Source organism: Brevundimonas vesicularis (genome assembly GCF_032067225.1).
Lineage (GTDB): Bacteria > Pseudomonadota > Alphaproteobacteria > Caulobacterales > Caulobacteraceae > Brevundimonas > Brevundimonas vesicularis_F.
This window is the reverse complement of sequence record NZ_DAMBJX010000013.1, coordinates 21,253-45,672: the sequence shown is the minus strand read 5'-3', so window position 1 is coordinate 45,672 and position 24,420 is coordinate 21,253. Positions and strand designations below refer to the sequence as shown.

The following is a 24,420-nucleotide window of genomic DNA, read 5'->3' as shown; positions in this document are numbered from 1 at the left end:
GGAAGTCAGACCGCCATGACGGTGCCGAGCAGCAGGCGGGCGCCGGCGCGGCCCAGGGTGGCGTTAGTCGCCGCCTGAAGCGCGGCCGACAGCTGGTCGATGTCGGGCACGACGCCGGGACGCAGGCCGTTGGCAAAGCGCTGGGCGGCGGTGTTGTAGGCGGCGCGCAGGCGCGGCGCGGACTGCTGGGCGCGGGTGCGAAGGGTCGCATCGGGCACATCGACGCCGGTTTCGATGGTCAGCACGCCCCGACGACCGTTCGCCTGAAGGATCGAGGCGGTGATGACTGGCAGCCGGATATAGGTGTCGGCCGACGGCGCCGCGCCGCCGCTCGAAGCGCGGGCGGAGGTTGAGGCGGCCGTCGCGACGACGGCGAGACCGAGTAGAGCGCGGCGTTCCATGACGAGGTCTCTACCGGCCAGGATTTAAGAAACTGCTGAGCCTGGATCGCATAAGGATATCTTTATGTGTTTGTTGATACTCGGCGCGCGCCGGGCTATGAGGGCCCAAACTCATTGCGGCCGGGAGCCCAAGCCATGACCGACTACATCGTTCGCGACATCACCCTGGCCGATTGGGGCAACAAGGAAATCGAGATCGCTGAAACTGAAATGCCGGGTTTGATGTCCCTGCGTGACGAGTTCGGCGCCAGCCAGCCGCTGAAGGGCGCCCGCATCGCCGGCAGCCTGCACATGACCATCCAGACGGCGGTCCTGATCCAGACGCTGGAAGCCTTGGGCGCCGAAGTGCGCTGGGCCTCGTGCAACATCTTCTCGACCCAGGACCACGCCGCCGCCGCCATCGCCGCCAACGGCACGCCGGTCTTCGCCACCAAGGGCGAGACGCTGGAAGAGTACTGGGACTACGCCCACAAGATCTTCGAATGGGCCGACGGCGGCTATCCGAACCTCATCCTGGACGACGGCGGCGACGCGACCCTGCTGTGCGTGCTGGGCCCTAAGGCCGAGAAGGACATCTCGGTCCTGGCCAACCCGCAGAATGAAGAAGAAGAGGCCCTCTTCAAGGTCATGAAGCGCTATCTGGCTGAGAAGCCCGGCTTCTATTCGGCCATCCGCGACGCCATCGGCGGCGTGTCGGAAGAGACGACCACGGGCGTGCACCGCCTGTATCAGATGGCCGAAAAGGGCGAGCTGCCCTTCCCCGCCATCAACGTCAACGACAGCGTCACCAAGTCCAAGTTCGACAACCTGTACGGCTGCCGTGAATCGCTGGTCGACGCGATCCGTCGCGGCACCGACGTCATGTTGTCGGGCAAGGTCGCGGTGGTCTGCGGTTACGGCGACGTGGGCAAGGGCTCGGCCGCTTCGCTGCGCCAGGGCGGCGCCCGCGTGATCGTGACCGAGATCGACCCGATCTGCGCCCTGCAGGCCGCGATGGAAGGCTATGAGGTCCAGACGCTGGACGACACCGCCGGCCGCGCCGACATCTATGTGACGACGACCGGCAACAAGGACGTCATCACCGTCGACCACATGCGGCAGATGAAGAACAACGCCATCGTCTGCAACATCGGCCACTTCGACTCGGAGATTCAGGTCGCCGGCCTGAAGAACTTCAAATGGGACGAGATCAAGCCGCAGGTCCACCACGTCGAGTTCCCGGACGGCAAGAAGATCATCCTGCTGTCGGAAGGCCGGCTGGTGAACCTGGGCAACGCCACGGGCCACCCGTCCTTCGTGATGTCGGCGTCCTTCACCAACCAGACGCTGGCCCAGATCGAACTGTGGACCAACGCCGACAAGTACGAGAACAAGGTCTACACCCTGCCCAAGCACCTGGACGAGAAGGTCGCCATGCTGCACCTGGCCAAGCTGGGCGCCAAGCTGACCGTCCTGACCAAGGACCAGGCCGATTACATCAACGTGCCGGTCGAAGGCCCGTTCAAGGCGGATCACTACCGTTACTAAGCTCTCCCCGAGGCTGGAACTGCGAGGTTCCAAGTGACGAGGGCGTCTTCGGACGCCCTCGTCGACGTCCTGGTGGTCGGGGCCGGCGCTGCCGGGATGATGGCGGCCATCGAGGCCGGGCGACGCGGGCGGCGGGTCAGGGTCGTGGACCATGCCGACCGGCCGGGCGAGAAGATCCGCATCTCGGGCGGCGGACGCTGCAACTTCACCAATCTGGGCTGCGGACCGGCGAATTTCCTGGGCGAGAACCCCCGGTTCGCGACCTCGGCCCTGCGCCGCTACACCCAGCGCGATTTCGTCAAGCGCATCGATAGGGCCGGGATCGCCTGGCACGAGAAGACGCTGGGCCAGCTGTTCTGCAACGACAGCGCCAAGCAGATCGTCCGTATGCTGACCGACGACATGGCGGCGGCGGGCGTCGTCCTGAGCCTGAAGACCGGCGTGACGCGGATCGAACGATCCGGCGAGGGCTTCACGGCGATCCTGTCGGACGGATCACAGGTCAAGGCGGCGTCGCTGGTCGTGGCGACCGGCGGCAAGTCGATCCCCAAGATGGGGGCGACCGGCTGGGCCTATGAGGTGGCGCGCCAGTTCGATATTCGCGTCACCGAGACCCGACCGGCGCTGGTTCCCCTGACGTTCGAGGCCGGGCTGCTGGAGACGCTGACGCCGCTGGCGGGCGTGGCGGTGGACGCCTCGGTCGCCTCGGCGCCCGATGGCGCCAAGGCGCGCAAGGCCAGCTTCCACGAGGCGATGCTGTTCACCCACCGCGGCCTGTCGGGTCCGGCCATTCTTCAGATCAGCTCCTACTGGCGCGAGGGCGAGGCGGTGGTGGCCTCGATGGCGCCCGGCCGCGACGTGTTCGAGGAGTTGAAGGCGGCCAAGGCGTCGAACGGCAAACAGGCGGTGCACACGGCGCTGGGCCATATCGTGCCGCGCCGTCTGGCCGAGAGCCTGTGCCAGCGCGAAGGGGCGTCGGGCAATCTGGCGGACCTGTCGGACAAGGTGCTGCGGCGGCTGGATCAGGCGGTCAACGCCTGGGCGGTCAAGCCGGTGGGCTCCGAAGGTTACAGGACCGCCGAGGTGACGCTGGGCGGGGTCGATACGGCCGCGCTGGACCAGCAGACGATGCAGGCCAAGGCGGTCACGGGTCTGTATTTCATCGGCGAGGCGGTCGATGTGACCGGCTGGCTGGGCGGCTATAACTTCCAGTGGGCCTGGTCGTCGGGCTGGGCCGCCGGGCAGGTCTGCTAGAATTTTCGAGTGCAATCCGTGCACTTCGGCCGGCGGGTCCGCTGACAAAAACACCGTCTAATTCGTCTAATCTGTCTAATTCGGCGCGGGTTCTGGCGGCGCGCGAAGATGTCAAAGACCGGGGCGCCATTCTAACACGGTTTGCGACCATGACCGGCAAAGGGTCGCTGGTCGGTCGTAAGCCGTGGTAAAATCTCGCAATCGTCGTCGCTGATAGGATGGCGGGGACGGCCGACGCCCCCTGCGGCCCCGCGACGCATGGCGGCGGGCGGCGACGGCGCCTAGCTTGAAGAGGCGGAACGGGCCCCTCTGGCGTTCTCGCGGTCTGGCGTCCCCCTTCCTTGCGCCGGATCGTGCGACGCGATGTCGGACCGCAAGGGCGTGTCGATGCGGCGAAGCTTTCCCCTCCTGGCCTGTCGCATCGACCGCCCATTCTTTTTCGATCGGAGCCCGACATGCCCCTTCTGATGTGCCCCAACGACAACGCCGCCATGCAAACGCTGGAGCGCAACGGCGTCCAGTTCGACATGTGCCCCGACTGCCGGGGCGTCTGGCTGGATCGTGGCGAGCTGGAAAAGCTGATGGCCGCCGCGGTCGAGGAGGGTCGCGCCACAGCCCCGGTCGCGCCCGCGCCGCAGGCCTATGCGCCGCCGCCGCAGCCCTATGCCCAGCCCCCAGCCCAACCCTGGGGCGGCGGGGCGTCACAGCCGTATCGCGGCGACGATCGAGGCTACCGGGGCGACAAATATCGCGACGACCGGCATCGCGACGACGACTATCGCTACAAGAAAAAGAAGCGCGACAGCATCTTCGACATCTTCGACTGAGGTCGGCTAGGCCGCCAGACCCGCTTGCTGCATCAGGCCTCTCAACGCCGCGACGTTTTGCGGCGCGGCGGTCAGGGCGGTGCGGACGTCGGGCGAGCGCAGCAGCTTGATGGCCTCGGCGCGGGCGCGGTCGGCGACGGGGCCGAGCGGGCCGGCTTCCCCGGTGGCCAGTTTCAGCAGGGCTGTCAGCTTTTGAGGCGCAGCCGCCTGGGCGCGGACGATCTGGGCGACCAGATGGGCGTCGGCCTCCAGATTGGCGCCGACCGCGCCGATGGCGTCCATGATCTGGGCCTGGTCGTGGTCGGCCAGATGCGCGGCCTGAACCGAGCGTTGAAGCCGGGCCAGGGTCGCGAGTTTGTGCGAGGCGCTGGGGCCGCCCGGGACGGACTGGCGGATCTCGGTTTCGAAACGCAGCGAGCCGATACAGGCGCTGAGCCACCGCGCGGCGGCGCGTTTGTTGGCCCCGCCGGTCACGTTCTCGCACAGGCGGGTCAGCTGCTCGGCCTCGGCCAGGACCGTCGGGCAGGGGTTGACGTAGGCGCCGACGAAATCGGCCGTGACCAGGCTCTTGGAGCGTTCGACGAAGGCGGTCTGAACCTCTTCCAGCGTCAGCAGTCGCCCGGCCGAGGCCGTCAGGGCCATGGCCAGCAGGCGCAGGATGTCGATCTCTCCGACCGGATCATGGGGGCGGAGGCGGCGCTGGCTGGTCAGTTCGCGGGTGACAAGGCGAGCCAAGGACGCGGCCAGAAGCGGAAACTCACCCGAGGCCAGATGCAGGCCCAGGCGCGCGGCCGGTCCCTCGACCTGGGGCATCATCAGGGCGAGGCGCGGGTCCATCCGCAACAGGGCGTCCATCTCGTCAGGCGCGACCATGCGCACGATAGCCGCCAAGTTGGCGCCCTGGTCCAGCGACGGACCCAGAATCTCGGTCAGGTTGGTCCGCACCGCCAGCATTTCGGCGACGATCTGCTCGACCACCACCACGACCAGGGCGCGCGGCGGGCCGTCGGCGGGCGCGGCGTCCATCAAATCCATCAGCACGGTCAGGCGATCGCGGGCGCCGCGCCGATCCTTCAGCGCGCCGGCGACCACCCCGCCCATGCGCAGCGCCCGATCCGGCGCGCCGGTCAGCCGATGCGCCAGATCGGCGATGGAGCGGTCGTCCAGCGCGGGGAAGAGGCCGTCGCGTCCGGCCTTGCGCAGGCGGGCCATCGCCTGTTCGGTCAGCTTTTGATAGTGGCGCACGACCCCGTGCACCTCCTGCCCCGTGGCCTGGCTTTCGGGGACCGCGACCTTCTGGATGGCGTGCTGGAGCTCGACCCCGGCCGCCTCCAGCCGTTCGGCCACATCGGGCCTATGCAGCAATTCGAAGGCGGTCACGCCCTCGCGTTTCAGCCAGTCCTCCAGAATCCGGCCGATCAGTGCGCGGGCATGGGGCGAATAGAGTTCGGCCGGACTGCTGCAGGCCGGCGGGACCGCCTTGTCGGCGACCTTCTTCTTTCGCTCCTCGGGCGCGCCCAGCGTCAGGATGGTCAGGGAGCTGAACTCCATGGTCTCTGGGTCCAGCGTCTCCTTGGTCACGCGCGAGGCGATGGCAAGACGATCCCGAAGCTGCTCCTCGGCGGTCTCGATGGCGTGTTTGCGGTCTTCGGTCGCGATCAGCAGCGTCCACGACGACGGGGCGCTCTTGCGGACATAGACTTCGTAATGGATCGGACCCGCCATGGGCCGATCCTGCATCCCAAGCCTTTAAGGCGAGGTTTTCGAAGCCGGAATGTTTCTGCGCACGCCGGAGCGACGGTGCGAGCGCGTTGAATCGAGGCGGCGCCGTGACCATCTGTCTGTCACCAAACCGCTTTCGGGTTGCAGGCGATTTTCATTCGGCCCGAAACGCTCTAGCCCTAATGTGACCGAGATCGAACGGTTACGCTTGCTGTGCGTTCTTGCTCGCGGGAACGTAAAGTTCAGGAGAATACACCCTTGGCCAACATCACTCTGGTCGATGACGACGAGAACATCGTGGCGTCCGTTTCGCTGGCGCTGGAAAGCCATGGCCACAAGATCACCGCCTATCACGACGGGGCCTCGGGTCTGGCCGCGCTGGAGTCGTCGCCGCCCGATCTGGCGATCCTGGACGTGAAGATGCCGCGCATGGACGGGATGGAGGTGCTGCGTCGCCTGCGCCAGACCTCGCAGATCCCCGTCATCATGCTGACGTCCAAGGACGAGGAGATCGACGAGATCCTGGGCTTCAACCTGGGCGCCGACGACTATATCCACAAACCCTTCAGCCAGCGTCTGCTGATCGAGCGGGTCAAGGCGCTGCTGCGCCGCACGGGCGCCGATGGCGGCGAACCGGAATCGGCGGCCGAGGTCTCGGGCCGGGCGATCAAGCGCGGCAAGCTGTCGATGGACCCGGCGCGCCACGAGTCGACCTGGGACGGCAAGCCCGTCAAGCTGACCGTGACCGAGTTCCTGCTGCTGCAGGCCCTGGCGCAGCGTCCGGGCTTCGTGAAGAGCCGCGACAACCTGATGGACGCCGCCTACGACGATCAGGTCTATGTCGACGACCGCACCATCGACAGCCACGTGAAGCGGATGCGCAAGAAGTTCCGCGCCGTGGACAATGAGTTCGACGCGATCGAGACCTTGTATGGCGTCGGCTACCGCTACCGCGAGAGCTGAACCGGGCGGGCGCGAGCCCGACGAGGAGCCCCAGCGCCGGCCGTTGTTCCGCTTCGGCGGATCGCGGCTGGGCGGCTTCATCCTGGTGCTCAATCTGCTCAGCCTGCTGATCCTGTTCGGCGGGGCGCTGGCGATCAATGAATGGCGTCCGGGCCTGATCGAGGCGCGTCAGGAATCGCTGACGGTCCAGGCCGAGCTGCTGGCCAATGTGTTGCGCGAAGAAGGCGTAACACGGGGCGAGCCGACGCCCGAACTAGACCCCATCCGCGCGTCGATCTGGCTGACCGACCGGTTCATCCCGGCGGGCCAACGGGTGAGGCTGTATGATGTGAACGGCCTGTTGCTGGTCGACAGCTATCAGGTGACCGAGGCCATCGGCGGGCGGCCCCTGCCCGACGCGCAGCCGGCGGGGACGGCGACCGAGGACGCCGCCAGGGCCAATCTGCTGTCCGAGCGCCGGGTCGCCCGCGCCGACAGCGAATTGGCGGCCGAGGTGGCGGCGGCGCTGGACGGCTCGCCCCAATCGACCCTGCGTCGCAACGAGTCCGGCGACCGCGTCGTCTCCGTCTCCATTCCGGTGCGCCATGTGCGCCAGGTGCTGGGCGTGCTGACCGTCGAGTCCGGGGACGTGGACGAAATCCTGGGCGCTCAGCGGCAGGCGCTGTTCCCGTTCGCCCTGGTGGCGCTGGGGGTCAATCTCTTGGGATCGCTGCTGCTGCATCTGTTCGTGGCGCGACCGATCATGCGGCTGTCGGCGGCGGCGGATCAGGTGAAGCTGCAACGCGCGCGGGCCATCTCCCTGCCGGATCTGGAGGATCGCAAGGACGAGATCGGCGATCTGGCGCGGTCTCTGGAATCCATGACCGACACCCTGTCGACGCGGATGGACGCCATCGAACGGTTCGCGGCCGATGTGTCGCACGAGATCAAGAACCCCCTGACCTCGATCCGTTCGGCGCTGGAAACCCTGCCGCTGGTCAAGACCGATGCGCACCGCGAGAAGCTGACGGCGCTGTTGCAGCAGGACGTGCGTCGGCTGGACCGGCTGATCACCGACATCTCCAACGCCTCGCGGCTGGATGCGGAGCTGTCGCGCGATCGGCCGCGGCCTGTCGATCTAAACCGGCTGCTGGTCGATATCGTCGGCGTCTATGAGACGACGGCCAAGCCCGGCGACATTCCGGTCGTGCTCACGGCGCCCGAACAGGCCCTGCGGGTCATGGGCCGCGATGGGCCGCTGGGGCAGGTGTTCCGCAACCTGATCGACAACGCCCGCTCGTTCAGCCCCCCAGGCGGCGTGGTGCGGGTGACGCTGGAGGACATCGGGGACGATCTGCCGATCCGCGTGCGGGTCGAGGACCATGGTCCGGGCATTCCGGCCGAGAACCTGGAGACAGTGTTCGAGCGGTTCTACACCTCGCGCCCCAAGGGGGCGGTGTTCGGCTCCAACTCGGGCCTGGGCCTGTCCATCGTGCGTCAGATCGTCGAGGCGCATGGCGGTCGTGTGCACGCCGAAAACAAGACTGAAGGCGGCGCGCGGTTCGAGATCGTCTTCCCGGCGGTCGGCCGCTGGTCGTGAGCTCGGGCCAGCCGGTCCACGCCACCACCGTCGCCGTGCGCCGGCGCGGGGCCTGGCAGGGGGTGATGATCCTGGGGCGGTCGGGCGCGGGCAAGAGCGATTTGGCGCTGCGGCTGATCGCGCGCGGTTGGCGGCTGGTCAGCGACGACTACACCCAGGTCTGGGCCTCGGACGGAGCCGTTCATGCATCGGCGCCGGCCTCCATCGCGGGTCGGATCGAGGTGCGCGGCCTCGGAATCGTGGCCGTCAGAACACGGCCGGTCTGTCGCGTGGCGCTGGCCGTGGCCTGTATCGCGGAAGGTGTCGAACGGCTTCCGGAGCCGCAGACACGGGCTTTCGCGGGGATCGATCTGCCCCTGCTGGCGCTGGATCCCCGACCGGCTTCGGCCGTCGATGTGGTCGCAGCGGCGTTGGAGACGCTTTGAAACCCCGAAAGACGGGTCTATGACACGCCCCTTGCGGTCCATAGAGGGCGGCGTCCGGCCTCCCTTGCCGGGCGGGGGAATGCCTGGGACGGTTCGGGGCGGGATGCGAGTGAAGTCCTCATGATCGGTCTGGTGATCGTCACCCACGGCGGGTTGGCGTCCGAGTTTCTCTCCGCCATGGAGCATGTGGTCGGCCCGCAGCGCGGCGTCGCGGCCATCTGCATCGGGCCTGACGACGACATGGAGCGTCGGCGTCGCGACATCGTCGACGCGGCCGCAGCCGTGGACGACGGCGAAGGGGTCATCCTGCTGACCGACATGTTCGGCGGCACGCCGTCGAACCTGGCCATCTCGGTGATGGAACAGACGCGCGCCGAGGTCATCGCCGGGCTGAACCTGCCCATGCTGATCAAACTGGCCAGCGTGCGGGGGCGCGAGACGCTGGAATCCTGCGTGGCCCATGCGCAGGACGCCGGTCGTAAATACATCTCCGTCGCGTCCTGGGTGCTCGCAGGCGAAAAATGACCGTCACCGCGACCCTGAACATCTGCAATACGCGCGGCCTGCACGCCCGCGCCTCGGCCAAGTTCGTCAAACTGGCCTCCAGCTTCGAAAGCGAGATCCACGTCACCCGCGACGGCGTGACGGTGGACGCCCGCTCGATCATGGGCCTGCTGATGCTGGGCGCCGGCATCGGCTGCAGCATCGACGTCTCCGCCGAAGGCCCGGACGCCGAAGAGGCGATGGAAGCCCTGACGGACTTGGTCGCGCGCAAGTTCGACGAGGATCAGTAGGACGTCTTCATCCCCGGATTTGGAACCGCTTAAATTTTTGAGGTGTCTTCCACCGCACGGGTGATTTCGAACCGCATCTACGAGACGGCGGGGATACAGATCTCGAAGCGGGATCCCAGGCGAGCGCCGGCCAAGTAACGCGCCGATCCGCCGTGGGCCTCGGCGATTGCGCGGACCGCCGCCAAACCAAGGCCGGTCCCGCCATTCTCGCCTGACCCGTGTTTGAAGGCGGTGAAAACGGATCGCGTCATGGCGTCGGGCAGGCCTGGACCGCTGTCCTCCACGGCGATGACGGCGAAGCGTTCATCGGCCCTCAAGCTGACCGAGACAGGGCCGTGATCGGCGTGGCGGCGCACGTTGTCGAGCAGAGCCAAGACAGCCTGCTGAATGCGGTCGCCGTCGCAAACGACCACAGTAGTCGGCGTCGTCCAGGTGATCGGATAGCCCTCCGCCTCGGCTTCCGCGTCGACCAGGGCGCGGACATCCTCCAATCGCTTACCCAGGTCCTGGCGCGTCAGGCGCAGTTGCAAACGGCCGCTATCGGCCAAGCTCACGACACGCAGATCCTGGATCAGGCGGCCCAAGGCGTCGACCGGCTTGAGCAAAGTCAGGATCATCTCGCGGTCCAGCGGCAGGACGCCGTCGGCGGCCGCTTGCAGGCGGCCTTTGACGATCGTGACGGGCGTTCGCAGTTCGTGCGCGATCGAGGCGTTCCAAGTCGTCATGTCGGCGGCGAGCGTCTCAAGCCGCGCAGCCATCAGGTTGAAGTCGTCCACCAGGTCGGCGGTCTCGGAAAAAGACCGATCGCCAGCCATGGCGCGCGCCGACAGGTCGCCATCGGCGATCGCACGCGCGGCGCCGGACAAGGAGGTGAGAGGCATGACAAGGCGGCGGGCCAACTGCAGCCCGGCCACGGTCGCGCCGATCAGGGCCACGACGGCGGCTGACGCCAGAGCGACATAATCCACCGACTGCGGTCGCCAGGCCTGGGGCGAGGCCACCGCATCAGGATAATTTTCGAAGACCCAGCCGTACAGGGCGAATGCGCCGGCGGCGCTAAGTCCAAGCACCCCCATGATGACCAGAGCCGTACGCACGGCGATGCGACGGCCGAGCGCGCGGGCGGCCGTCACGTCAGGACCTCGAGGCGATAACCCACGCCACGAACGCCGACGAGGACGCCGTCGGCGCCTGCGTTTCGTAGCTTGAGCCGCAGCTTGCTGAGGTGGCTGTCCACCGTGCGATCGAGCACCTCATCGCCTTTCAAACAGGCGTCGGCCAATTCGGCGCGAGAAAAGACCCGCATCGGATAGCGCGCCATGTGGGCCAGCATGCGGAACTCGGTCAGGGTCAGGGGCAGGCGCTGCGGTTTGTCCAGTCCGCACCACTGGACAATGTGCGCCTCCAGATCGATCTCGAGCGGACCCAGGCGGATTACGCCGCCTTGGCCCGAGCCGCCGCTGCGTCGCAGTATGGCGTGGGCGCGCGCCACGACCTCGACCGGATTGAACGGTTTGACGACATAGTCGTCCGCGCCGATGCGCAACGCCTGAAGCTTGTCGATGTCCTGATCCAGCGCAGTGAGCATGATGACGGGCGTCTCGCCTCTACGCCTCAGTTCGCCCAGCACGCCCCAGCCATCGACGCGCGGCATGCGCACGTCCAGCAGCACCAGATCGGGCCGAAGGGCGGCGTGCAGATCCAGCGCGATCTGGCCATCCATGGCGCGGACGGTGCGAAACCCCTCACGCACGAGATAGGCGTCAAGCACGGCGGCGATCTCGGGTTCGTCTTCGGCGATGATGACCAAGGCGCTCATGGTGTCTCCACGACATCGCCCAGCGATGGACGGCGATCCAGACCAGATGGGGTGCCTCCACGATTTCTCCACCAAGTCCACACCCAGGCCCCACGGCCCCGTGCGAGGCGGCCCCAAACCGAAACCGCCTCCGAGATCCAATGAAGTTCAGCGCCCACCAGATCTTCGTCGCCGCCATGACCGCCGTAAACGTCGCCGTGTTGGCCGCCTGTGGCGTGTTCATCCTGGCAATGCTGTGAAGCGCATGGATCGGCATTGGGCGCGGATTGCGGCGTCCGCGAGCCTGATCGCGCTCATCGCGGGGTGCGCCAAGCCGGTCGAACCGCCTGCGCCGCCCCCGCCTCCGCCTCCTTCGATTCAGCTGGACGACAGCGTGGCGCAGACGGCGTCGGTCTATCTGGTCTTCATGCGGGATGTCGCCACATTCGAGGGCGGCTTCGTCGATGCGGAGGCGGTGCAGGCGGCATTGCAGCGCGGAGCGACTTCCAACGCCGAGCAGTTGGCGCGGGGGCTGGTAGCCTATGGAGCGGTGCTGGCGATGCAGTCGCCGGACTTCGTTGCGGGGGTGCGGTCCTATGCCGCCGATCCTACGCAGCGCCGCGAAATCCTGGACCGTCTGACGGCCGACCCCGCCTATGCCGTGACCTTGCCTGGCGCAGACGTCGCGGCCGGGCTGATCGCCGAGGTCATGGAGGAGGGCGCCGCAGCCATCGAAGCCGCAGCGGATCGGGTGGAGGCGGATGCCTATACGATCCAGGCGCGTAGCGATCCGCGCCGTCGATGGGCGGGCCAGCCCGTCGCGGACCGACAGGGGCGGCTGGAGCGTGCGAAGGCCGCGTCCGCCGCAATGCAGCTGGCGTCGGACGTCGAGAGCGAGACGCTGCTGAAGGTTGCCCACGCCGAACCCTCTCGGATCCCGACGTCGCCTCTGGCGGCTCCCTATAAACCGGCGGTGGCCCGGTCCCTGTCCGTCGCCGCTCGGGCGCTATTGGGCGAAAGCGTGAAAGATGATGGAATCGACGGTGTCCTGCAGGATCCGAACGCCACCTTCTGCCTGCAGATGTCCAAGCTGAACCTGTTCCAGTGTCTGGCCGCCGCCAAGCCTAGCTACGAAGACATGTTCTGCATCGGCCGACACGTCGTCAGGGACATGGCCGACTGCACCCGCACGGCGCTGAATGCCGTAGGATCTTGATGAAAGAGACGTGATCGAGATCGACCGCCGCCGAGCGGCCGCTACAGCCCCAGCGCCAGTCGGATGTCGCGCCAGTCGACGTATTTGAAATTCTGGGTTCCCACGTCGTTGACGTCGTCCTGGATAACGACAAGGCCGTCGGGGAAGGGGCCGACTTGACCGCTGGCGGCCGCCAAGCCGTCGGTGCCGGTGACGCCGTCCACCGCGCCGTCCACGATCTTGAAGCGGCCCTTGTACTCCGGCGCCGGGCCGTCGATGCGCCAGACGGGGAAGGTGGAGTCGCCCTGGCTGGAGGCGATCAGATAGCGGCCCGAGGCGTCGGTGATGGTGGTCAGGCCTTCCGCGTCGGCGACCAGGATGTCCTTGGCGATGGGCTGGATCAGGGTGCGGGCCGCGCCGGACGCCGGGTTCAGGCTATAGCGCCACAGGCCGACATTCTCCTCATTGATATAGAGGGCGTCGGTGGCCTCGTCGGCGGCGCAGCCTTCGGAGATGGTTCCGATCTCGGCGGTGCGGACCAGGCGCGCCATGGGCTGGCCGGCGGCGTCCACGCCCAGGATGAACTGGCGAAGCTCGCCCTCGTGCCCGACCAGGATGGCGTGGACCTCGGCGCCGCGCCGCGCAAAGCAGAAGCCGTAGGGTTCGACCACGTCGGTGGCGACCGCGCCCCGATAGCGCACGCCATTCTGGCCTGTCCCGGCCGGGTCGAAGGTGTAGAGGGAGATGCCGGTCTTGCCCGGCGTGCGGTCGCTGGCGCCCAGCACCACCTGCGGACGGCCGCCGACCGACAGGCCCTCGACCACATCGACGTTGTTCAGCAGGCCCTCGGGCAGGAACTGCAGGATCCGGCCGTCGAAGCCGTAGATATAGAGGCCGGACTTCTTGTCCGTGCCGGCGACGAAGCCGAAGGTTTGTTGACCCATGATCGTGACCGGCGACGCGCTGGCCCATACGGCGGGGTCGTCGGCGGCGTCCTGACCCGCCGTGCCGACCGACGGGGTTTCCAGCACGGCCATAACCGGGGCGCCCGGACCGACCAGGCCCGCGCCCTCGCCCTGATAATCGACCTCGTGCGTTGCGCAGGCCGCGAGCAGGGCCAGGGCGGCGCAGGCGCTCAGCGAGCGGGCGAGGGAAGGGCGCATGTCGGTCTCCGGACGATCTGGACGCGTCCCTGTCGGCAAGCCGTCTGCGCGTCAACGGCGCGGGCGTGACGGTTCGGCGTCGGTTCGATGACTGATGTTCCGTCAAGGGATCAAGCGTCGCCGATCCGTCGGAAAACCGCGAACGGGGCGTCGTGGAATCGTCGCTTTCGCGTCGCCGCCAAGGGTTAAGCGGCCCCTCCATCGGCTGAAGCGAAACGTCGCTCGCCGAAGGGGATTTGACATGAAACTGAACCTGCTGATGGGCGCCGCGATCGCGCCGATGATCCTGGCGCCGCTGGCCATGCCCGCCCATGCCGATGTCGACGCCGTGGCCTCGGCATCAGCATCAGCTGCGGTCGCCGGCGACGTGATCTACGGCCGGGTGATTAACGCCGCCGGCGCGCCCCTGCCGGGCGCCGAGGTTCTGGTGCGCGGGACCAGCCAGCGGGCCGTGACAAACACCCAGGGCGAGTTCACCCTTCCGACCGCCAGCGGCGCCATGGTGCTGGAGGTCAACTATCTGGGCCTGCCTTCGACCAGCCAGACGGTCGTCACGACGCCGGGCGAGAACGCCAATGTCGCCATCGTCCTGGGCGCGCAATCTTCAGGAGGAATGGCTGCGACGGACGTGGCCGATGTGATCGTGACCGGCGTCATCACCGACGGCGTGGCCCGTTCGCTGAACCAGCAGAAGAACGCCGACGGCACGGTCAACGTGCTGTCGGCCGACGCCATCGGCCGCTACCCCGACCCGAACGTGGCGGAATCGCTGCAACGGGTTCAGGGCATCGCCATCCAGCGCGACCAGGGCGAAGGGCGCTACATCAATGTGCGCGGCGCGCCGGCCGCCTTCACCGCCGTGTCGGTGGACGGGGTCGCCATTCCGGCCGTGTCGCCGACGACCCGCGCGGTCGATCTGGACACCCTGCCGTCAGACATCGTCTCCAGCGTCGAGGTGTCCAAGACCCTGACGCCGGCCCAGGACGCCGATTCGATCGCCGGCGCCGTGGACATCAAGACTCGCTCGCCCTTCGACAAGCGCCGCCTGGCCGTCAGCGGCTATGCGGGTGGCAGCTACAACGACTACGGTGGTTCGGACACACGCGCGGGCGCCACGGCGTCCAACGTCTTCGGTCCGGATCAGACCTTTGGCGCCCTGGTGTCGGTCAGCTTTTCCGAGACCAACCGCCGGCCGGACAACGTCGAAAACGGCTGGGTTCTGATCAACCGCAACGCCGCGCAAGGCGGCGGCCAGATCTGGGGTCTGGAGAACACCCTGTTCAAGGACTACGAGACCGAACGGACTCGCAAGGCCGTAACTGGCGCGCTTGAATGGCGGCCCAGCGACGCGATCCGTCTGTGGGTGAAGGGCTCCTACGCGCAGTTCCGCGACGACGAATTCCGCAACACGCTGAACTTCACCTACAGCGACGGCACGTTGCAGCCGGGTTCTACCGACACCAGCGCGACCTTCAACAACGCCCGCATCTACAAGCAGCTGCGTCACCGCACTCAGGAGAACGACATCTCCACCCTGGTGCTGGGGGGCGAGCAGACGTTCGGCAATGGAGCGGTCTGGGACGGCGCCCTGTCGTTCGCCAACAGCAAACAGACCTATCCGCACCGCGACGAGCTGGTCTATCGCTCCAGCGCGACGACCCTGTCCTACAACACGGCCGACCATTATCAGCCGACCTATTCGGCCTTCAGCGAGCCGACGGGCTTCTATCTGAACGCCAACAACTACAGCTTCCGCGAAAACACCTTCCGCTCGAACACGACCGAGCAGGACGATGTGGCGTTCAAGACCAATCTGTCGCTGCCCACCGTCATCGGCGGCCGCGAAGTCGAGCTGAAGTTCGGCGCCAAATACAGCACCCGCGACGTGGCGGCGGATGAAGAGCGGTTCCGCGACCGCAGCGCGGCCGCCAGCTCCGGCGCCCTGGCCCCGCTGCTGAGCGAACGTCCGTCGCAGAACTACGACTACAATCTGGGCTTCAAGTTCGATGCGGGTCTGGTGACCGACTATTTCGATCGCGTCCGGGCCGGCTCGACCAATCCCGACCCGGCCGCCGGCGTGCGCCGCATTCCGCAGTCGATCACCGCCGACTATACGGCGCAGGAAGATATTCTGGCGGGTTACGGCCAGGCTCGGTTCGATATCGGCGCGACCAATGTGCTGATCGGCCTGCGTGTCGAGAAGACCGACTTCGAAGGGTCGGCGACCAGCGTGGCCCTGTCCGGCGCGCAGACTCCGGTCAAGGTTGAGCGCGACCAAACCGATTTCTTCCCGAACCTGACGCTGCGCCACAGCTTCAGCGATCAGCTGGTCGGTCGTTTCGCCCTGACCCGCGCCATTTCGCGCCCGGACTATACCGACATCGTTCCGCGCGTTCTGGAAACCACCGACAGCGGCCGCACTACGGTCACGCGCGGCAATCCCGATTTGAAGCCGACCCTGTCGAACAACATCGATGCGGGACTGGAATACTATCTGCGGCCGCTGGGCGTGATTTCGGCCAACGCCTTCTACAAGGACCTGTCGAACTACCGCTTCACCCTGGTGACGGACGGCGTGCCCTATGTCACCCCGACCACCACGGTCGCCCAGGTCACCGAGGCCCGCAACGCGCGTGACGGCCATATCGCCGGCATCGAGTTCAACTGGCAGCAGACGTTCGACTTCCTGCCGGGCTGGGCGTCGGGCTTCGGCGTCTTCGCCAACTACACGCTGACGGATGCGGAGATCAAAACCAGCCGCGCCTTTGCCGGCCGCGACACCTTCGTGCTGCCGGGCCAGTCGGACGAGACCTATAACGCCGCCCTGTTCTATGAGCAGTACGGCTTCAGTGCCCGCATCTCCTACACGCATCGCAGCGACTTCCTGGAGGCGATCGACGCGACCAACCCCGGTAAGGACCTCTATGTCGAGGGTCGCGGCCAGCTGGACTTCACCGCCAGCTACGACTTCGGCAATGGGGTGGAAGTGTTCGGCGAGGCCAAGAACCTGACCGACAGCGCGGGCGTCCGCTACTACGGCGTCAAGGAGCGGACCTACGAATACGAGAAGTTCGGCTACAACGTCTTCCTGGGCGTGCGCTTCAAGCTCTAGGCGCGCCGACCGAACGTGATCGAAGGGGCCGGGCGGCGACGTCCGGCCCTTTTTCGTGGTTTCCGCCTCTGCAATTGCTGGAAACGCGGCCCCATATGGGGTCCAGCGGTTGACCCGTGCGGGGTCGGCGCTAGTGTCCGCGCGCCTTTCCCCGCGCGCCAGAAGACCAGAGGATACCATGGCTGAAGCCACCGCCGCCTACGACGTCGTCATCATCGGCGGAGGCCCTGGCGGCTATAACGCCGCGATCCGGGCGGGCCAGCTGGGCCTGAAGGTCGCCTGCGTGGAGATGCGTTCGACGCTGGGCGGCACCTGCCTGAACGTCGGCTGCATGCCGTCCAAGGCCCTGCTGCATGCGTCGGAACTGTGGAACGCCGCAAACACCGAATTCGCCAAGATCGGCATCGAGGTCCAGCCCAAGCTGCACCTGGACCAGATGCACAAGGCCAAGGACGACAGCGTCACCGCCCTGACCAAAGGGATCGAGTTCCTGTTCAAGAAGAACAAGGCCGACTGGATCAAGGGCAAGGGCAAGATCGTCGGTAAAGGCAAGGTCGAGGTGACCGCCGCCGACGGCTCGGTCCAGACGCTGGACGCCAAGAACATCGTCATCGCCACCGGCTCGGAGCCGACCCCGCTGCCGGGCGTCGCCTTTGAAGACGGCAAGGTCATCGATTCCACCGGCGCCCTGTCGCTGCCGGCCGTGCCCAAGAAGCTGATCGTGGTCGGCGCCGGCATCATCGGCCTGGAGCTGGGTTCCGTCTGGCGTCGTCTGGGCGCCGAAGTCACGGTGGTCGAGTTCCTGGACCGGATCACGCCCGGCATGGACACCGAGGTCGCCACCGCTTTCCAGCGCACCCTGACCAAACAGGGCATGAGCTTCAAACTGGGCGCCAAGGTCACCGGCGCCAAGTCGAGCAAGGACGGGGTGGAATTGACCGTCGAGCCGTCGGCCGGCGGCGCCGCCGAGACGATCAAGGGCGATGTGGTGCTGGTCGCCATCGGTCGTCGTCCGTACACGGACGGTCTGGGCCTGGAGAGCGTCGGCGTGACGCCTGACAAGCGCGGCTTCATCGACCATGACCACTTCAAGGTGGCGGATGGCGTCTGGGTGATCGGCGACGTGACCCACGGTCCGATGCTGGCCCACAAGGCGGAAGAAGACGCGGTCGCCGTGATCGACACCATCGCCGGCAAGTATGGCCACGTCGACTATGCCCTGGTGCCCAGCGTCGTCTACACCTTCCCCGAAGTGGCCTGGGTCGGTCAGACCGAGGATCAGCTGAAGGCCGCCGGCGTTCAGTACAAGAAGGGCAAATTCCCCTTCACCGCCAACAGCCGCGCCAAGATCAATCACGAGACCGACGGCTTCGTGAAGGTTCTGGCCGACGCGGCGACTGACAAGGTGCTGGGCGTCCACATCATGGGCCCGCAGGCCGGCGAAATGATCCACGAGGCGGCCATCACCATGAGCTTCGGCGGCGCGTCGGAAGACATCGCCCGCACCTGCCACGCCCACCCGACCCGTTCGGAAGCCGTCCGTCAGGCGGCCATGGATGTCGAAGGCTGGATGATGCAGGCCTGATTTTGATGATCCTCCCCCGCCTTGGCGGGGGAGGGGGACCGCGAAGCGGTGGAGGGGGCGAATACGTCTCCGCCGTCGATGCCAGGTTTGCCGTCGCCACCTAAGCGATGGATGCGGCATCCGCCCCCTCCACCATGCTGCGCATGGTCCCCCTCCCCCGTTTCGCTGCGCTGCTCGGGGGAGGATTTTCAGGCTAGACCCTTCAGCCGATAAAGCGCCTCCAGCGCCTCGCGCGGGGTCAGGTCGTCGGGGTCGACGTCGCGAAGCGCCAGTTCCACGGGGGAGGGGCCGCGCATCGGTTCCGGCTCGGCGACGGCGAACAGGGGCAGGTCGTCCAGGCGGGCGGCGGCGGCCTTTTCGCCTTCCAGCCGGTTCAGCACCGAGCGGGCGCGGGCGACGACGGAGGCGGGGACGCCGGCCAGTTTCGCGACCTGGACGCCGTAGGAGCGGTCGGCCGCGCCGGGCGCCGCTTCGTGCAGGAAGACCAGTTCGCCGTTCCACTCGCGCGCGACCATGGACAGGTTGCAGACGTGGTCCAGCCGCGTCTCCAGCTGGGCCAGCTCGTGATAATGGGTGGCGAACAGGGTGCGGGCGCGATTGGTCTCGTGCAGGGCCTCGGCCGTGGCCCAGGCGATGGCCAGACCATCATATGTGGCGGTGCCTCGCCCGATCTCATCCAGAACGACGAAGCTGTGCGGCGTGGCCTGGGTCAGGATGGCGGCGGTCTCGACCATCTCCATCATGAAGGTAGAGCGGCCGCGGGCCAGGTCGTCGCCGGCGCCGACGCGACTGAACAGACGGTCCACCACGCCCAGCCGCATGGACCGAGCGGGCACGAAGGCGCCGGCCTGGGCCAGGATCACCAGAAGCGCGTTTTGGCGCAGGAAGGTCGATTTACCGGCCATGTTCGGGCCAGTGACGATGGCGAGGCGCGATCCGTCCTGGCCCGATCCGTCCAGCCGGGCGTTGTTGGGGGTGTAGGGATCGCCGCCCGCCTTGACCGCCGCCTCCACGACGGGGTGGCGGCCAGCCTCGACGCAGAAGGTCAGGGTGTCGTCCACGATCGGGCGGGTCGCGCCGACTTCCTGGGCCCACTCAGCGAGGGCGGCGTGGGCGTCCAGTTCGGCGAGCGCCTCGGCGACGGCCTGTAGCGGCTGGGCCAGGCGGGCGGCCTCGCGTCGCCAGCCCTCGAAGGTCTCGCCTTCGATGGCGAGAGCCCGGTGGCCGGCCTGGCTGATCTTGGCGTCCAGCTCCGACAGTTCGACGGTGGTGAAGCGGACCTGGTTCGCCAGGGTCTGGCGGTGGATGAAGGGACTGTCGGGACCGGCTCGGAGTAGGCCCTCGGCGGCTTTGGCACTGGTTTCGAGGAAATAGCCCAGCACGGCGTTGTGCTTGATCTTGAACGGCACGCCGGACTCGGCGACGGCGCGGGCCTCCAGATCGGCGACGACGCGGCGGCTGTCGTCGCGCAGGGTGCGGGCGGCGTCCAGTTCGGGGCGATAATCTGGGCGCACATAGCCGCCGTCGCGCGCCAGATGGGACGGCTCGTCCACCAGGCCGTCGATCAGGTCGGCCTTGAGCCGCGAAACGTCGGGCGACAGGGTCAGGCGGTCCAGCGCCGAGGCGATGCGGCGCGGCTGGCCGGTCAGGGGATCGACTTGCCCGACGAAGAGGCCGGCGACGCCCTCGGCGATCGACAGGCCGGTGCGCACGGCCGCCAGGTCGCGCGGTCCGCCACGTCCCAGGGCCAGCCGCCCGACGGCGCGGGCGATGTCGGAGGAGGCCTTCAGCGCGTCGCGCAGATCGCGACGCAGATCGCGGCGGTCCAAGAGCCATTCGACGGCGTCGAGCTGTTCGTTGATAGCCAGCGGATCGCGCAAGGGCCGGGCGATGCGTTCGGCCAGGGCCCGGGCGCCGCCCGAGGTGACGGTGCGGTCGATGCAGGCGAGCAGGCTGCCCTCACGCTCGCCGCGCTGGGTGCGATCGATCTCAAGGCTGGCACGGGTCGCCGGATCGATGGCCAGGAAGCCGCTTTCGCCCAGACGGCGCGGCGGGGCCAGGGCAGGTACCTTGCCGGCCTGGGTCGTCTCCAGATAGGCGGCGATCAGACCCAGCGCCGAGACCTCGGCCTCTTCGAAGGCGCCGAAGCCGTCGAGCGCCGAGACGCCGTACAGCCGTTCGACGCGGGCGCGCGCGGCCTGGGGTTCGGCGATGGCGCCGGCCAGCGCCTGGACCACGCCGCCCGATCCGTCCAGGGCGTCACGCGTCGCCTCGTCCGAATACATCCGGTCGGTGACCAGGACTTCGGACGGGCGGAAGGCGGCCAGGGCCGCGCCCAGATCCTCGATGGCGCAGGCGACGCTGTCGACCGCGCCCGACGACAGTTCGACCACGGCGACGGCCGCCCGACCTTTACGCACCGCGACCGCCGCCAGACGATTGGCGCCGCGCGCGTCCAGCAGGCTGTCTTCGGTCAGGGTGCCGGGGGTGACAACCCGGACCACGCCGCGATGCACCACGGCCTTGCCGCCGCGCTTCTTGGCCTCCGCCGGGTCTTCCAGCTGTTCGCAGATGGCGACCTTGTGGCCGATGCGGATCAGGCGGGCGAGATAGCCCTCCATCGCATGGACCGGCACGCCGGCCATCGGAATGTCCTCGCCCTGATGCTTGCCCCGCTTGGTCAGGGTGATGCCGAGCGCCGCCGCCGCGACCTCGGCGTCCTTGAAGAACAGCTCGTAGAAGTCACCCATGCGGAAGAACAGGATGGCGTCCGGCTGGCCCGCCTTGGCCGTCAGATATTGCGCCATGAACGGCGTCGCGCCTTCCAGCGAGGCGGCGATTTCCGGGGGATGCCCATTATCGGGGAATTTGGCGGGCGCGTTCATGTGGCCACAGGGTGACGGATCGCGCCCGGCGGCTCAAGGCCGTTGAACGGCCCTTGCACAGTCTTGTCGCCATTGCGATAGACCGCGCCAGGCGGTTAAGGGAACACGGTGTGACGCCGTGGCTGTGCCCGCAACTGTAGGCGGCGAGAGCGTCGTCCGTCCGGGGTTTCGATCCCGGCGCCACTGGGAAACTGGGAAGGCGAGGACGGCGGTTTACGACCCGCAAGCCAGGAGACCTGGCCGCCGACGTCGCTCGCTTCTGTCCGGGACCAGACAGCAGCGCGGTTTCTCCGTGGAAGCGACCCGACCTTGCGCCGTCCAGACCCCTAAGCGGTCTGGCGGGTCGGTTCGCTCATGACGGTCTCTCGCGCGCATTCGCGGGACCGAACACGGGGGTATCGCTCAATGAAGCGTTCCATTCTTCTCTCGACGGCCGCGATTGCGGTCACCTTCGCCGCGCCTGCCTTTGCCGAGGACGCGACCCAGCTGGACGAGGTGATCGTCACCGCCACCCGCATCCCGGCCATCGTCGCCGACACGCCCGGCGCCCGCGTCATCGACGCCAAGACCATCGAACAGCGCGGCGCGATCTTCGCCGCCGACATCCTGGCCGATGTGCCGGGTCTGTCGGTGACGCGTTCGGGCGCCTTTGGCGGTGTAGCCCAGGTGCGGATGCGCGGCGCGACGCCGGGTAAGACCCTGGTCCTGGTCGACGGCGCGCCGGTCAACGATGCGGCCGAGCCGAACGGCGCCTATGACTTCTCCAGCTTCGAACTGGCCGACATCGCGCGAATCGAAGTGCTGAGCGGCCCGCAGTCGTCGCTGTGGGGATCCGACGCCATCGGCGGGGTGATTTCCTTCACGACGCAAGAGATCGACGGCCTGCGCGCCGAGGCTGAGGCCGGCAGCTTCGACACCGTGCGCGGCCGCGTGTCGGCGGGCGTCGCCAACGAAACCTACGCCTTCAGCGCCTATGCGTCGCGCTTCGACACCGACGGGATTTCGGCGGCGGACGAGGCGGACGGCAACACCGAAGCCGACGGCTTCCGCAGCACGACCCTGGGCGCCAAGGGGCGATATGTCCTGTCCGATGCAGTCAAGGTCGATGGATCGGTGCGCTGGAACAAATCCAAGGCCGATATCGACGGCTTCCCGGCGCCGAACTATGCGCTGGCCGACACCGCCGACATCCAGGAAAGCGAGCAGTGGTCGGGCTTTGGCCGGGTGACGGCCAAGGCGTTCGGCCTGACGCATCAGTTCAGCGTCTCGGCGTCGGACCTGGATCGCAGCTCGGTCAGCGGCGGCTTCGGCTCGACCTTCACCGGCGACCGTCAGGCCTATCGCTGGCAGGCGAACGGCCAGGCGCAGGACATCGACTATGCGTTCGGCGTGGAGCGGAACGAGGCCTCGGCGGCCCTGTCGTCGGGCCTGTCGCGCGATCTTTCGATCACCTCGGTGTTCGGCGTGGCCCAATACGATGTCGGCGCGCTGAACCTGACGGGCGGACTGCGTTACGACGACACCGACGATTTCGGCTCCAAGACGACGGGGCGGGTGTCGGCGGCCTACGACCTGGCCGGTGGCTTCATCCTGTCGGGCGCCTACGGCACGGGCTTCAAGTCGCCAACGGTCAGCCAGGCGGTCTGCGACTTCTGCTTTGCGCCGCGGCCCTATCCTGAGCTGAAGCCGGAAACGGCCGACAGCGTCGAGATCGCCTTGGGCTGGGCCTCGGCCGACGGTCGATTCGATGGGCGGGCGACCCTCTATCGCCTGAACGTCGAAGACCAGATCACCTACTCGGCCGGTCGCTATATCAACGTCGCCAAGACGCGTTCGGACGGGTTCGAGCTGGAAGGCCGCGCCCTGCTGGGCGGCGGGTTCGACCTGACGCTGGCCTATGCCTGGACCGACGCGACGGACCGCACGACGGGCGCGCGCCTGCTGCGTGTGCCGGAACACGCCGGTTCGGCGACCCTGGGCTGGACGGGCGACCGTCTGTCCGGCGCGCTGACGGTGCGGGCGGAAGGCGATCAGGACGATTCGGGCGGCTTCTCGACCGTGGCGCGCGACGGCTTCGTCACCGCCAATCTGAACGCGGCCTATGAACTGACCGACCAGGTCACCCTGACGGCGCGGATCGAGAACCTGGGCGACGAACACTATCAGCAGGTGTTCGGATACGGCGAGCCGGGACGGTCCGGCTATGTCGGGATCAGGCTGCGCTACTGATCCGGGCGCGGGCGTCGGCGGTGAAGGCCGCCGGCGCCTCGAGCGCCAGAGCCGCCCAGTCCAGATTGGGACAGGGGGCGTGGGCGGCGGCCAGGATGGCGCGCAGTTCGGCGGCGGAGGCGACGCTGGCCACGACCTTGTCGACGCCGGGCAGGGCCAGGGCGTAACCCAAAGCCGCCTGCATCGGATCGCAGCGCTGCTCGGCCAGACGCCGACGCGTGCGCGACAGGGCCTGGGCATGACTGGCCAGTTCGGCCGGAAGATCGTCGCCGCCCGCAAACAGCAGGCCGCCGGCGAAGACCGAAGACAGATGAACCGAGGCGCCCGTGTCGGCGATGGCTTCCAGAACGCCGTCCTGCGCCGCGCGCTGATCCAGCAGGCTGCACGGCACCTGGACCACATCGGCTTCCAGACGGCGGGCCAGAAGCGCGGGACCGTCCTCGATCGTGGCGCAGAAACCGATGCGGCGGAACAGGCCGCGATCCTTCAGGCTGCGGGCGCGATCCCACAGGGCGCGGCCTTCGGCGCCGGCCAGATCGGCGGCGTTGGAAATCAGCAGAACATCGCCGCGCGGCAGGCCCATCCGCTCCAGCGAGCGGCGAGCGCGGGCCTCGACCCGGTCCAGACCTTCGCTGAGCGGCACGGTGCGGACCGTAACCTGGAAAGGCGAGGGGAAGGGCCAGGCCTGACCCAGCAGGCGTTCGCCGTCGCCCTCGGGCCGGGTGGCGATCAGCTTGACCCCGGCGTCGGCTCCGGTTTGCAGCAGAAAACGCATGGCGTCTTCGCGGGCGCCGGAGGGCGCGCTCATGAAGGCGCCGGGCGCGCGCTCGGGCTCGGTCACCACGGCGAGGGCCAGGCGATGGATGGGCGACGACGCCGAAGGTGTGGCGGGGGAATACGACACGCCCGACACTATGATCGCCAATGCTTAAGGGACGCTGAGCGAGACCTTAAGCGAACC

19 protein-coding genes and 1 riboswitch are annotated in these 24,420 nt (G+C 67.6%); of the genes, 12 read left to right on the top strand and 7 right to left on the bottom strand.

Going from position 1 to position 24,420, the window contains the following annotated elements; translation table 11 throughout:
- Positions 1-5: 5 nt before the first annotated feature.
- Entirely contained in the window at positions 6-401 is a 396-nt protein-coding gene (locus RT123_RS05085; protein WP_313008179.1) for a Tat pathway signal protein, read from the bottom strand.
- 135 nt (positions 402-536) lie between these two features.
- Between RT123_RS05085 and ahcY the strand changes: the two genes are divergently transcribed.
- The 3 genes from ahcY to RT123_RS05070 all read left to right on the top strand — a co-directional run bounded on the left by ahcY (position 537) and on the right by RT123_RS05070 (position 4,009).
- A complete protein-coding gene (ahcY, locus tag RT123_RS05080) occupies positions 537-1,928 on the top strand; it encodes an adenosylhomocysteinase (protein ID WP_017506126.1) in 1,392 nt (463 codons plus the stop codon).
- A 33-nt stretch (positions 1,929-1,961) separates the two neighbouring features.
- Positions 1,962-3,182 carry an NAD(P)/FAD-dependent oxidoreductase gene (locus tag RT123_RS05075; RefSeq protein ID WP_313008178.1) on the top strand — a complete coding sequence of 407 codons (1,221 nt, stop codon included), beginning with the start codon at positions 1,962-1,964 and terminating at the stop codon, positions 3,180-3,182.
- A gap of 455 nt (positions 3,183-3,637) precedes the next feature.
- Positions 3,638-4,009: a zf-TFIIB domain-containing protein gene (locus RT123_RS05070; RefSeq protein ID WP_313008177.1), complete on the top strand. Its 372-nt coding sequence runs from the start codon at positions 3,638-3,640 to the stop codon at positions 4,007-4,009.
- Between the two features lie 6 nt (positions 4,010-4,015).
- Here RT123_RS05070 and RT123_RS05065 read toward each other — a convergent pair whose 3' ends face one another.
- Complete coding sequence (locus tag RT123_RS05065; protein ID WP_313008176.1) at positions 4,016-5,734, bottom strand: hypothetical protein; 1,719 nt, start codon at positions 5,732-5,734, stop codon at positions 4,016-4,018.
- 255 nt (positions 5,735-5,989) lie between these two features.
- On the opposite strand from RT123_RS05065, the gene RT123_RS05060 reads away from it, so the two are divergent.
- The 5 genes from RT123_RS05060 (at position 5,990) to RT123_RS05040 (ending at position 9,492) form a co-directional block, all read left to right on the top strand.
- Positions 5,990-6,694: a response regulator transcription factor gene (locus RT123_RS05060; RefSeq protein ID WP_039243953.1), complete on the top strand. Its 705-nt coding sequence runs from the start codon at positions 5,990-5,992 to the stop codon at positions 6,692-6,694.
- Positions 6,663-8,273, top strand: coding sequence for an ATP-binding protein (locus tag RT123_RS05055; RefSeq protein ID WP_313008175.1), 1,611 nt, complete (start codon positions 6,663-6,665; stop codon positions 8,271-8,273). Before RT123_RS05060 ends, RT123_RS05055 begins: the two co-directional genes overlap by 32 nt.
- A complete protein-coding gene (locus RT123_RS05050; RefSeq protein WP_313008174.1) occupies positions 8,270-8,698 on the top strand; it encodes a serine kinase in 429 nt (142 codons plus the stop codon). The genes RT123_RS05055 and RT123_RS05050 overlap by 4 nt, the downstream gene beginning before the upstream one ends.
- Before the next feature lie 120 nt (positions 8,699-8,818).
- Positions 8,819-9,223, top strand: a complete 405-nt coding sequence (locus RT123_RS05045; protein WP_017506133.1) for a PTS sugar transporter subunit IIA — start codon at positions 8,819-8,821, stop codon at positions 9,221-9,223.
- Entirely contained in the window at positions 9,220-9,492 is a 273-nt protein-coding gene (locus tag RT123_RS05040; RefSeq protein ID WP_017506134.1) for an HPr family phosphocarrier protein, read from the top strand. The genes RT123_RS05045 and RT123_RS05040 overlap by 4 nt, the downstream gene beginning before the upstream one ends.
- Positions 9,493-9,569: 77 nt before the next feature.
- Here the strand turns inward: RT123_RS05040 and RT123_RS05035 are convergent, their stop codons facing one another.
- Complete coding sequence (locus tag RT123_RS05035; RefSeq protein WP_313008173.1) at positions 9,570-10,625, bottom strand: ATP-binding protein; 1,056 nt, start codon at positions 10,623-10,625, stop codon at positions 9,570-9,572.
- Complete coding sequence (locus tag RT123_RS05030) at positions 10,622-11,311, bottom strand: response regulator (protein WP_137720756.1); 690 nt, start codon at positions 11,309-11,311, stop codon at positions 10,622-10,624. Before RT123_RS05030 ends, RT123_RS05035 begins: the two co-directional genes overlap by 4 nt.
- A gap of 244 nt (positions 11,312-11,555) precedes the next feature.
- Here RT123_RS05030 and RT123_RS05025 point away from each other — a divergent pair, with 244 nt between their 5' ends.
- Complete coding sequence (locus tag RT123_RS05025; RefSeq protein WP_313008171.1) at positions 11,556-12,506, top strand: hypothetical protein; 951 nt, start codon at positions 11,556-11,558, stop codon at positions 12,504-12,506.
- A gap of 41 nt (positions 12,507-12,547) precedes the next feature.
- Here RT123_RS05025 and RT123_RS05020 read toward each other — a convergent pair whose 3' ends face one another.
- Complete coding sequence (locus RT123_RS05020; RefSeq protein ID WP_313008170.1) at positions 12,548-13,648, bottom strand: phytase; 1,101 nt, start codon at positions 13,646-13,648, stop codon at positions 12,548-12,550.
- A gap of 241 nt (positions 13,649-13,889) precedes the next feature.
- Here RT123_RS05020 and RT123_RS05015 point away from each other — a divergent pair, with 241 nt between their 5' ends.
- Both RT123_RS05015 and lpdA read left to right on the top strand, forming a co-directional pair.
- Entirely contained in the window at positions 13,890-16,760 is a 2,871-nt protein-coding gene (locus RT123_RS05015; protein ID WP_313008169.1) for a TonB-dependent receptor, read from the top strand.
- Positions 16,761-16,938: 178 nt separating this feature from the next.
- Positions 16,939-18,345 carry a dihydrolipoyl dehydrogenase gene (lpdA, locus tag RT123_RS05010; RefSeq protein ID WP_313008168.1) on the top strand — a complete coding sequence of 469 codons (1,407 nt, stop codon included), beginning with the start codon at positions 16,939-16,941 and terminating at the stop codon, positions 18,343-18,345.
- Positions 18,346-18,533: 188 nt separating this feature from the next.
- Here the strand turns inward: lpdA and mutS are convergent, their stop codons facing one another.
- Entirely contained in the window at positions 18,534-21,152 is a 2,619-nt protein-coding gene (gene mutS, locus RT123_RS05005; protein ID WP_409514888.1) for a DNA mismatch repair protein MutS, read from the bottom strand.
- Between the two features lie 128 nt (positions 21,153-21,280).
- Positions 21,281-21,489: riboswitch (cobalamin riboswitch) on the top strand.
- A gap of 146 nt (positions 21,490-21,635) precedes the next feature.
- Here mutS and RT123_RS05000 point away from each other — a divergent pair.
- Positions 21,636-23,459: a TonB-dependent receptor domain-containing protein gene (locus RT123_RS05000; RefSeq protein ID WP_313008165.1), complete on the top strand. Its 1,824-nt coding sequence runs from the start codon at positions 21,636-21,638 to the stop codon at positions 23,457-23,459.
- Here RT123_RS05000 and RT123_RS04995 read toward each other — a convergent pair.
- On the bottom strand, positions 23,443-24,363 hold the full coding sequence (locus tag RT123_RS04995) for an aldo/keto reductase (RefSeq protein ID WP_313008164.1): 921 nt from the start codon (positions 24,361-24,363) through the stop codon (positions 23,443-23,445). The two genes, RT123_RS05000 and RT123_RS04995, sit on opposite strands and share 17 nt — an antisense overlap.
- Positions 24,364-24,420 lie beyond the last annotated feature (57 nt).

Coding starts and splice junctions, on each gene's coding strand:
- lpdA (WP_313008168.1), top strand. CDS start 16,939: ATGGCTGAAGCCACCGCCGCCTACGACGTCGTCATCATCGGCGGAGGC.
- ahcY (WP_017506126.1), top strand. CDS start 537: ATGACCGACTACATCGTTCGCGACATCACCCTGGCCGATTGGGGCAAC.
- RT123_RS05040 (WP_017506134.1), top strand. CDS start 9,220: ATGACCGTCACCGCGACCCTGAACATCTGCAATACGCGCGGCCTGCAC.
- RT123_RS05045 (WP_017506133.1), top strand. CDS start 8,819: ATGATCGGTCTGGTGATCGTCACCCACGGCGGGTTGGCGTCCGAGTTT.
- RT123_RS05000 (WP_313008165.1), top strand. CDS start 21,636: ATGAAGCGTTCCATTCTTCTCTCGACGGCCGCGATTGCGGTCACCTTC.
- RT123_RS05030 (WP_137720756.1), bottom strand. CDS start 11,311: ATGAGCGCCTTGGTCATCATCGCCGAAGACGAACCCGAGATCGCCGCC.
- RT123_RS05015 (WP_313008169.1), top strand. CDS start 13,890: ATGAAACTGAACCTGCTGATGGGCGCCGCGATCGCGCCGATGATCCTG.
- RT123_RS05065 (WP_313008176.1), bottom strand. CDS start 5,734: ATGGCGGGTCCGATCCATTACGAAGTCTATGTCCGCAAGAGCGCCCCG.
- RT123_RS05070 (WP_313008177.1), top strand. CDS start 3,638: ATGCCCCTTCTGATGTGCCCCAACGACAACGCCGCCATGCAAACGCTG.
- RT123_RS05025 (WP_313008171.1), top strand. CDS start 11,556: ATGGATCGGCATTGGGCGCGGATTGCGGCGTCCGCGAGCCTGATCGCG.
- RT123_RS05085 (WP_313008179.1), bottom strand. CDS start 401: ATGGAACGCCGCGCTCTACTCGGTCTCGCCGTCGTCGCGACGGCCGCC.
- mutS (WP_409514888.1), bottom strand. CDS start 21,152: ATGGCGCAATATCTGACGGCCAAGGCGGGCCAGCCGGACGCCATCCTG.
- RT123_RS05055 (WP_313008175.1), top strand. CDS start 6,663: ATGGCGTCGGCTACCGCTACCGCGAGAGCTGAACCGGGCGGGCGCGAG.
- RT123_RS05020 (WP_313008170.1), bottom strand. CDS start 13,648: ATGCGCCCTTCCCTCGCCCGCTCGCTGAGCGCCTGCGCCGCCCTGGCC.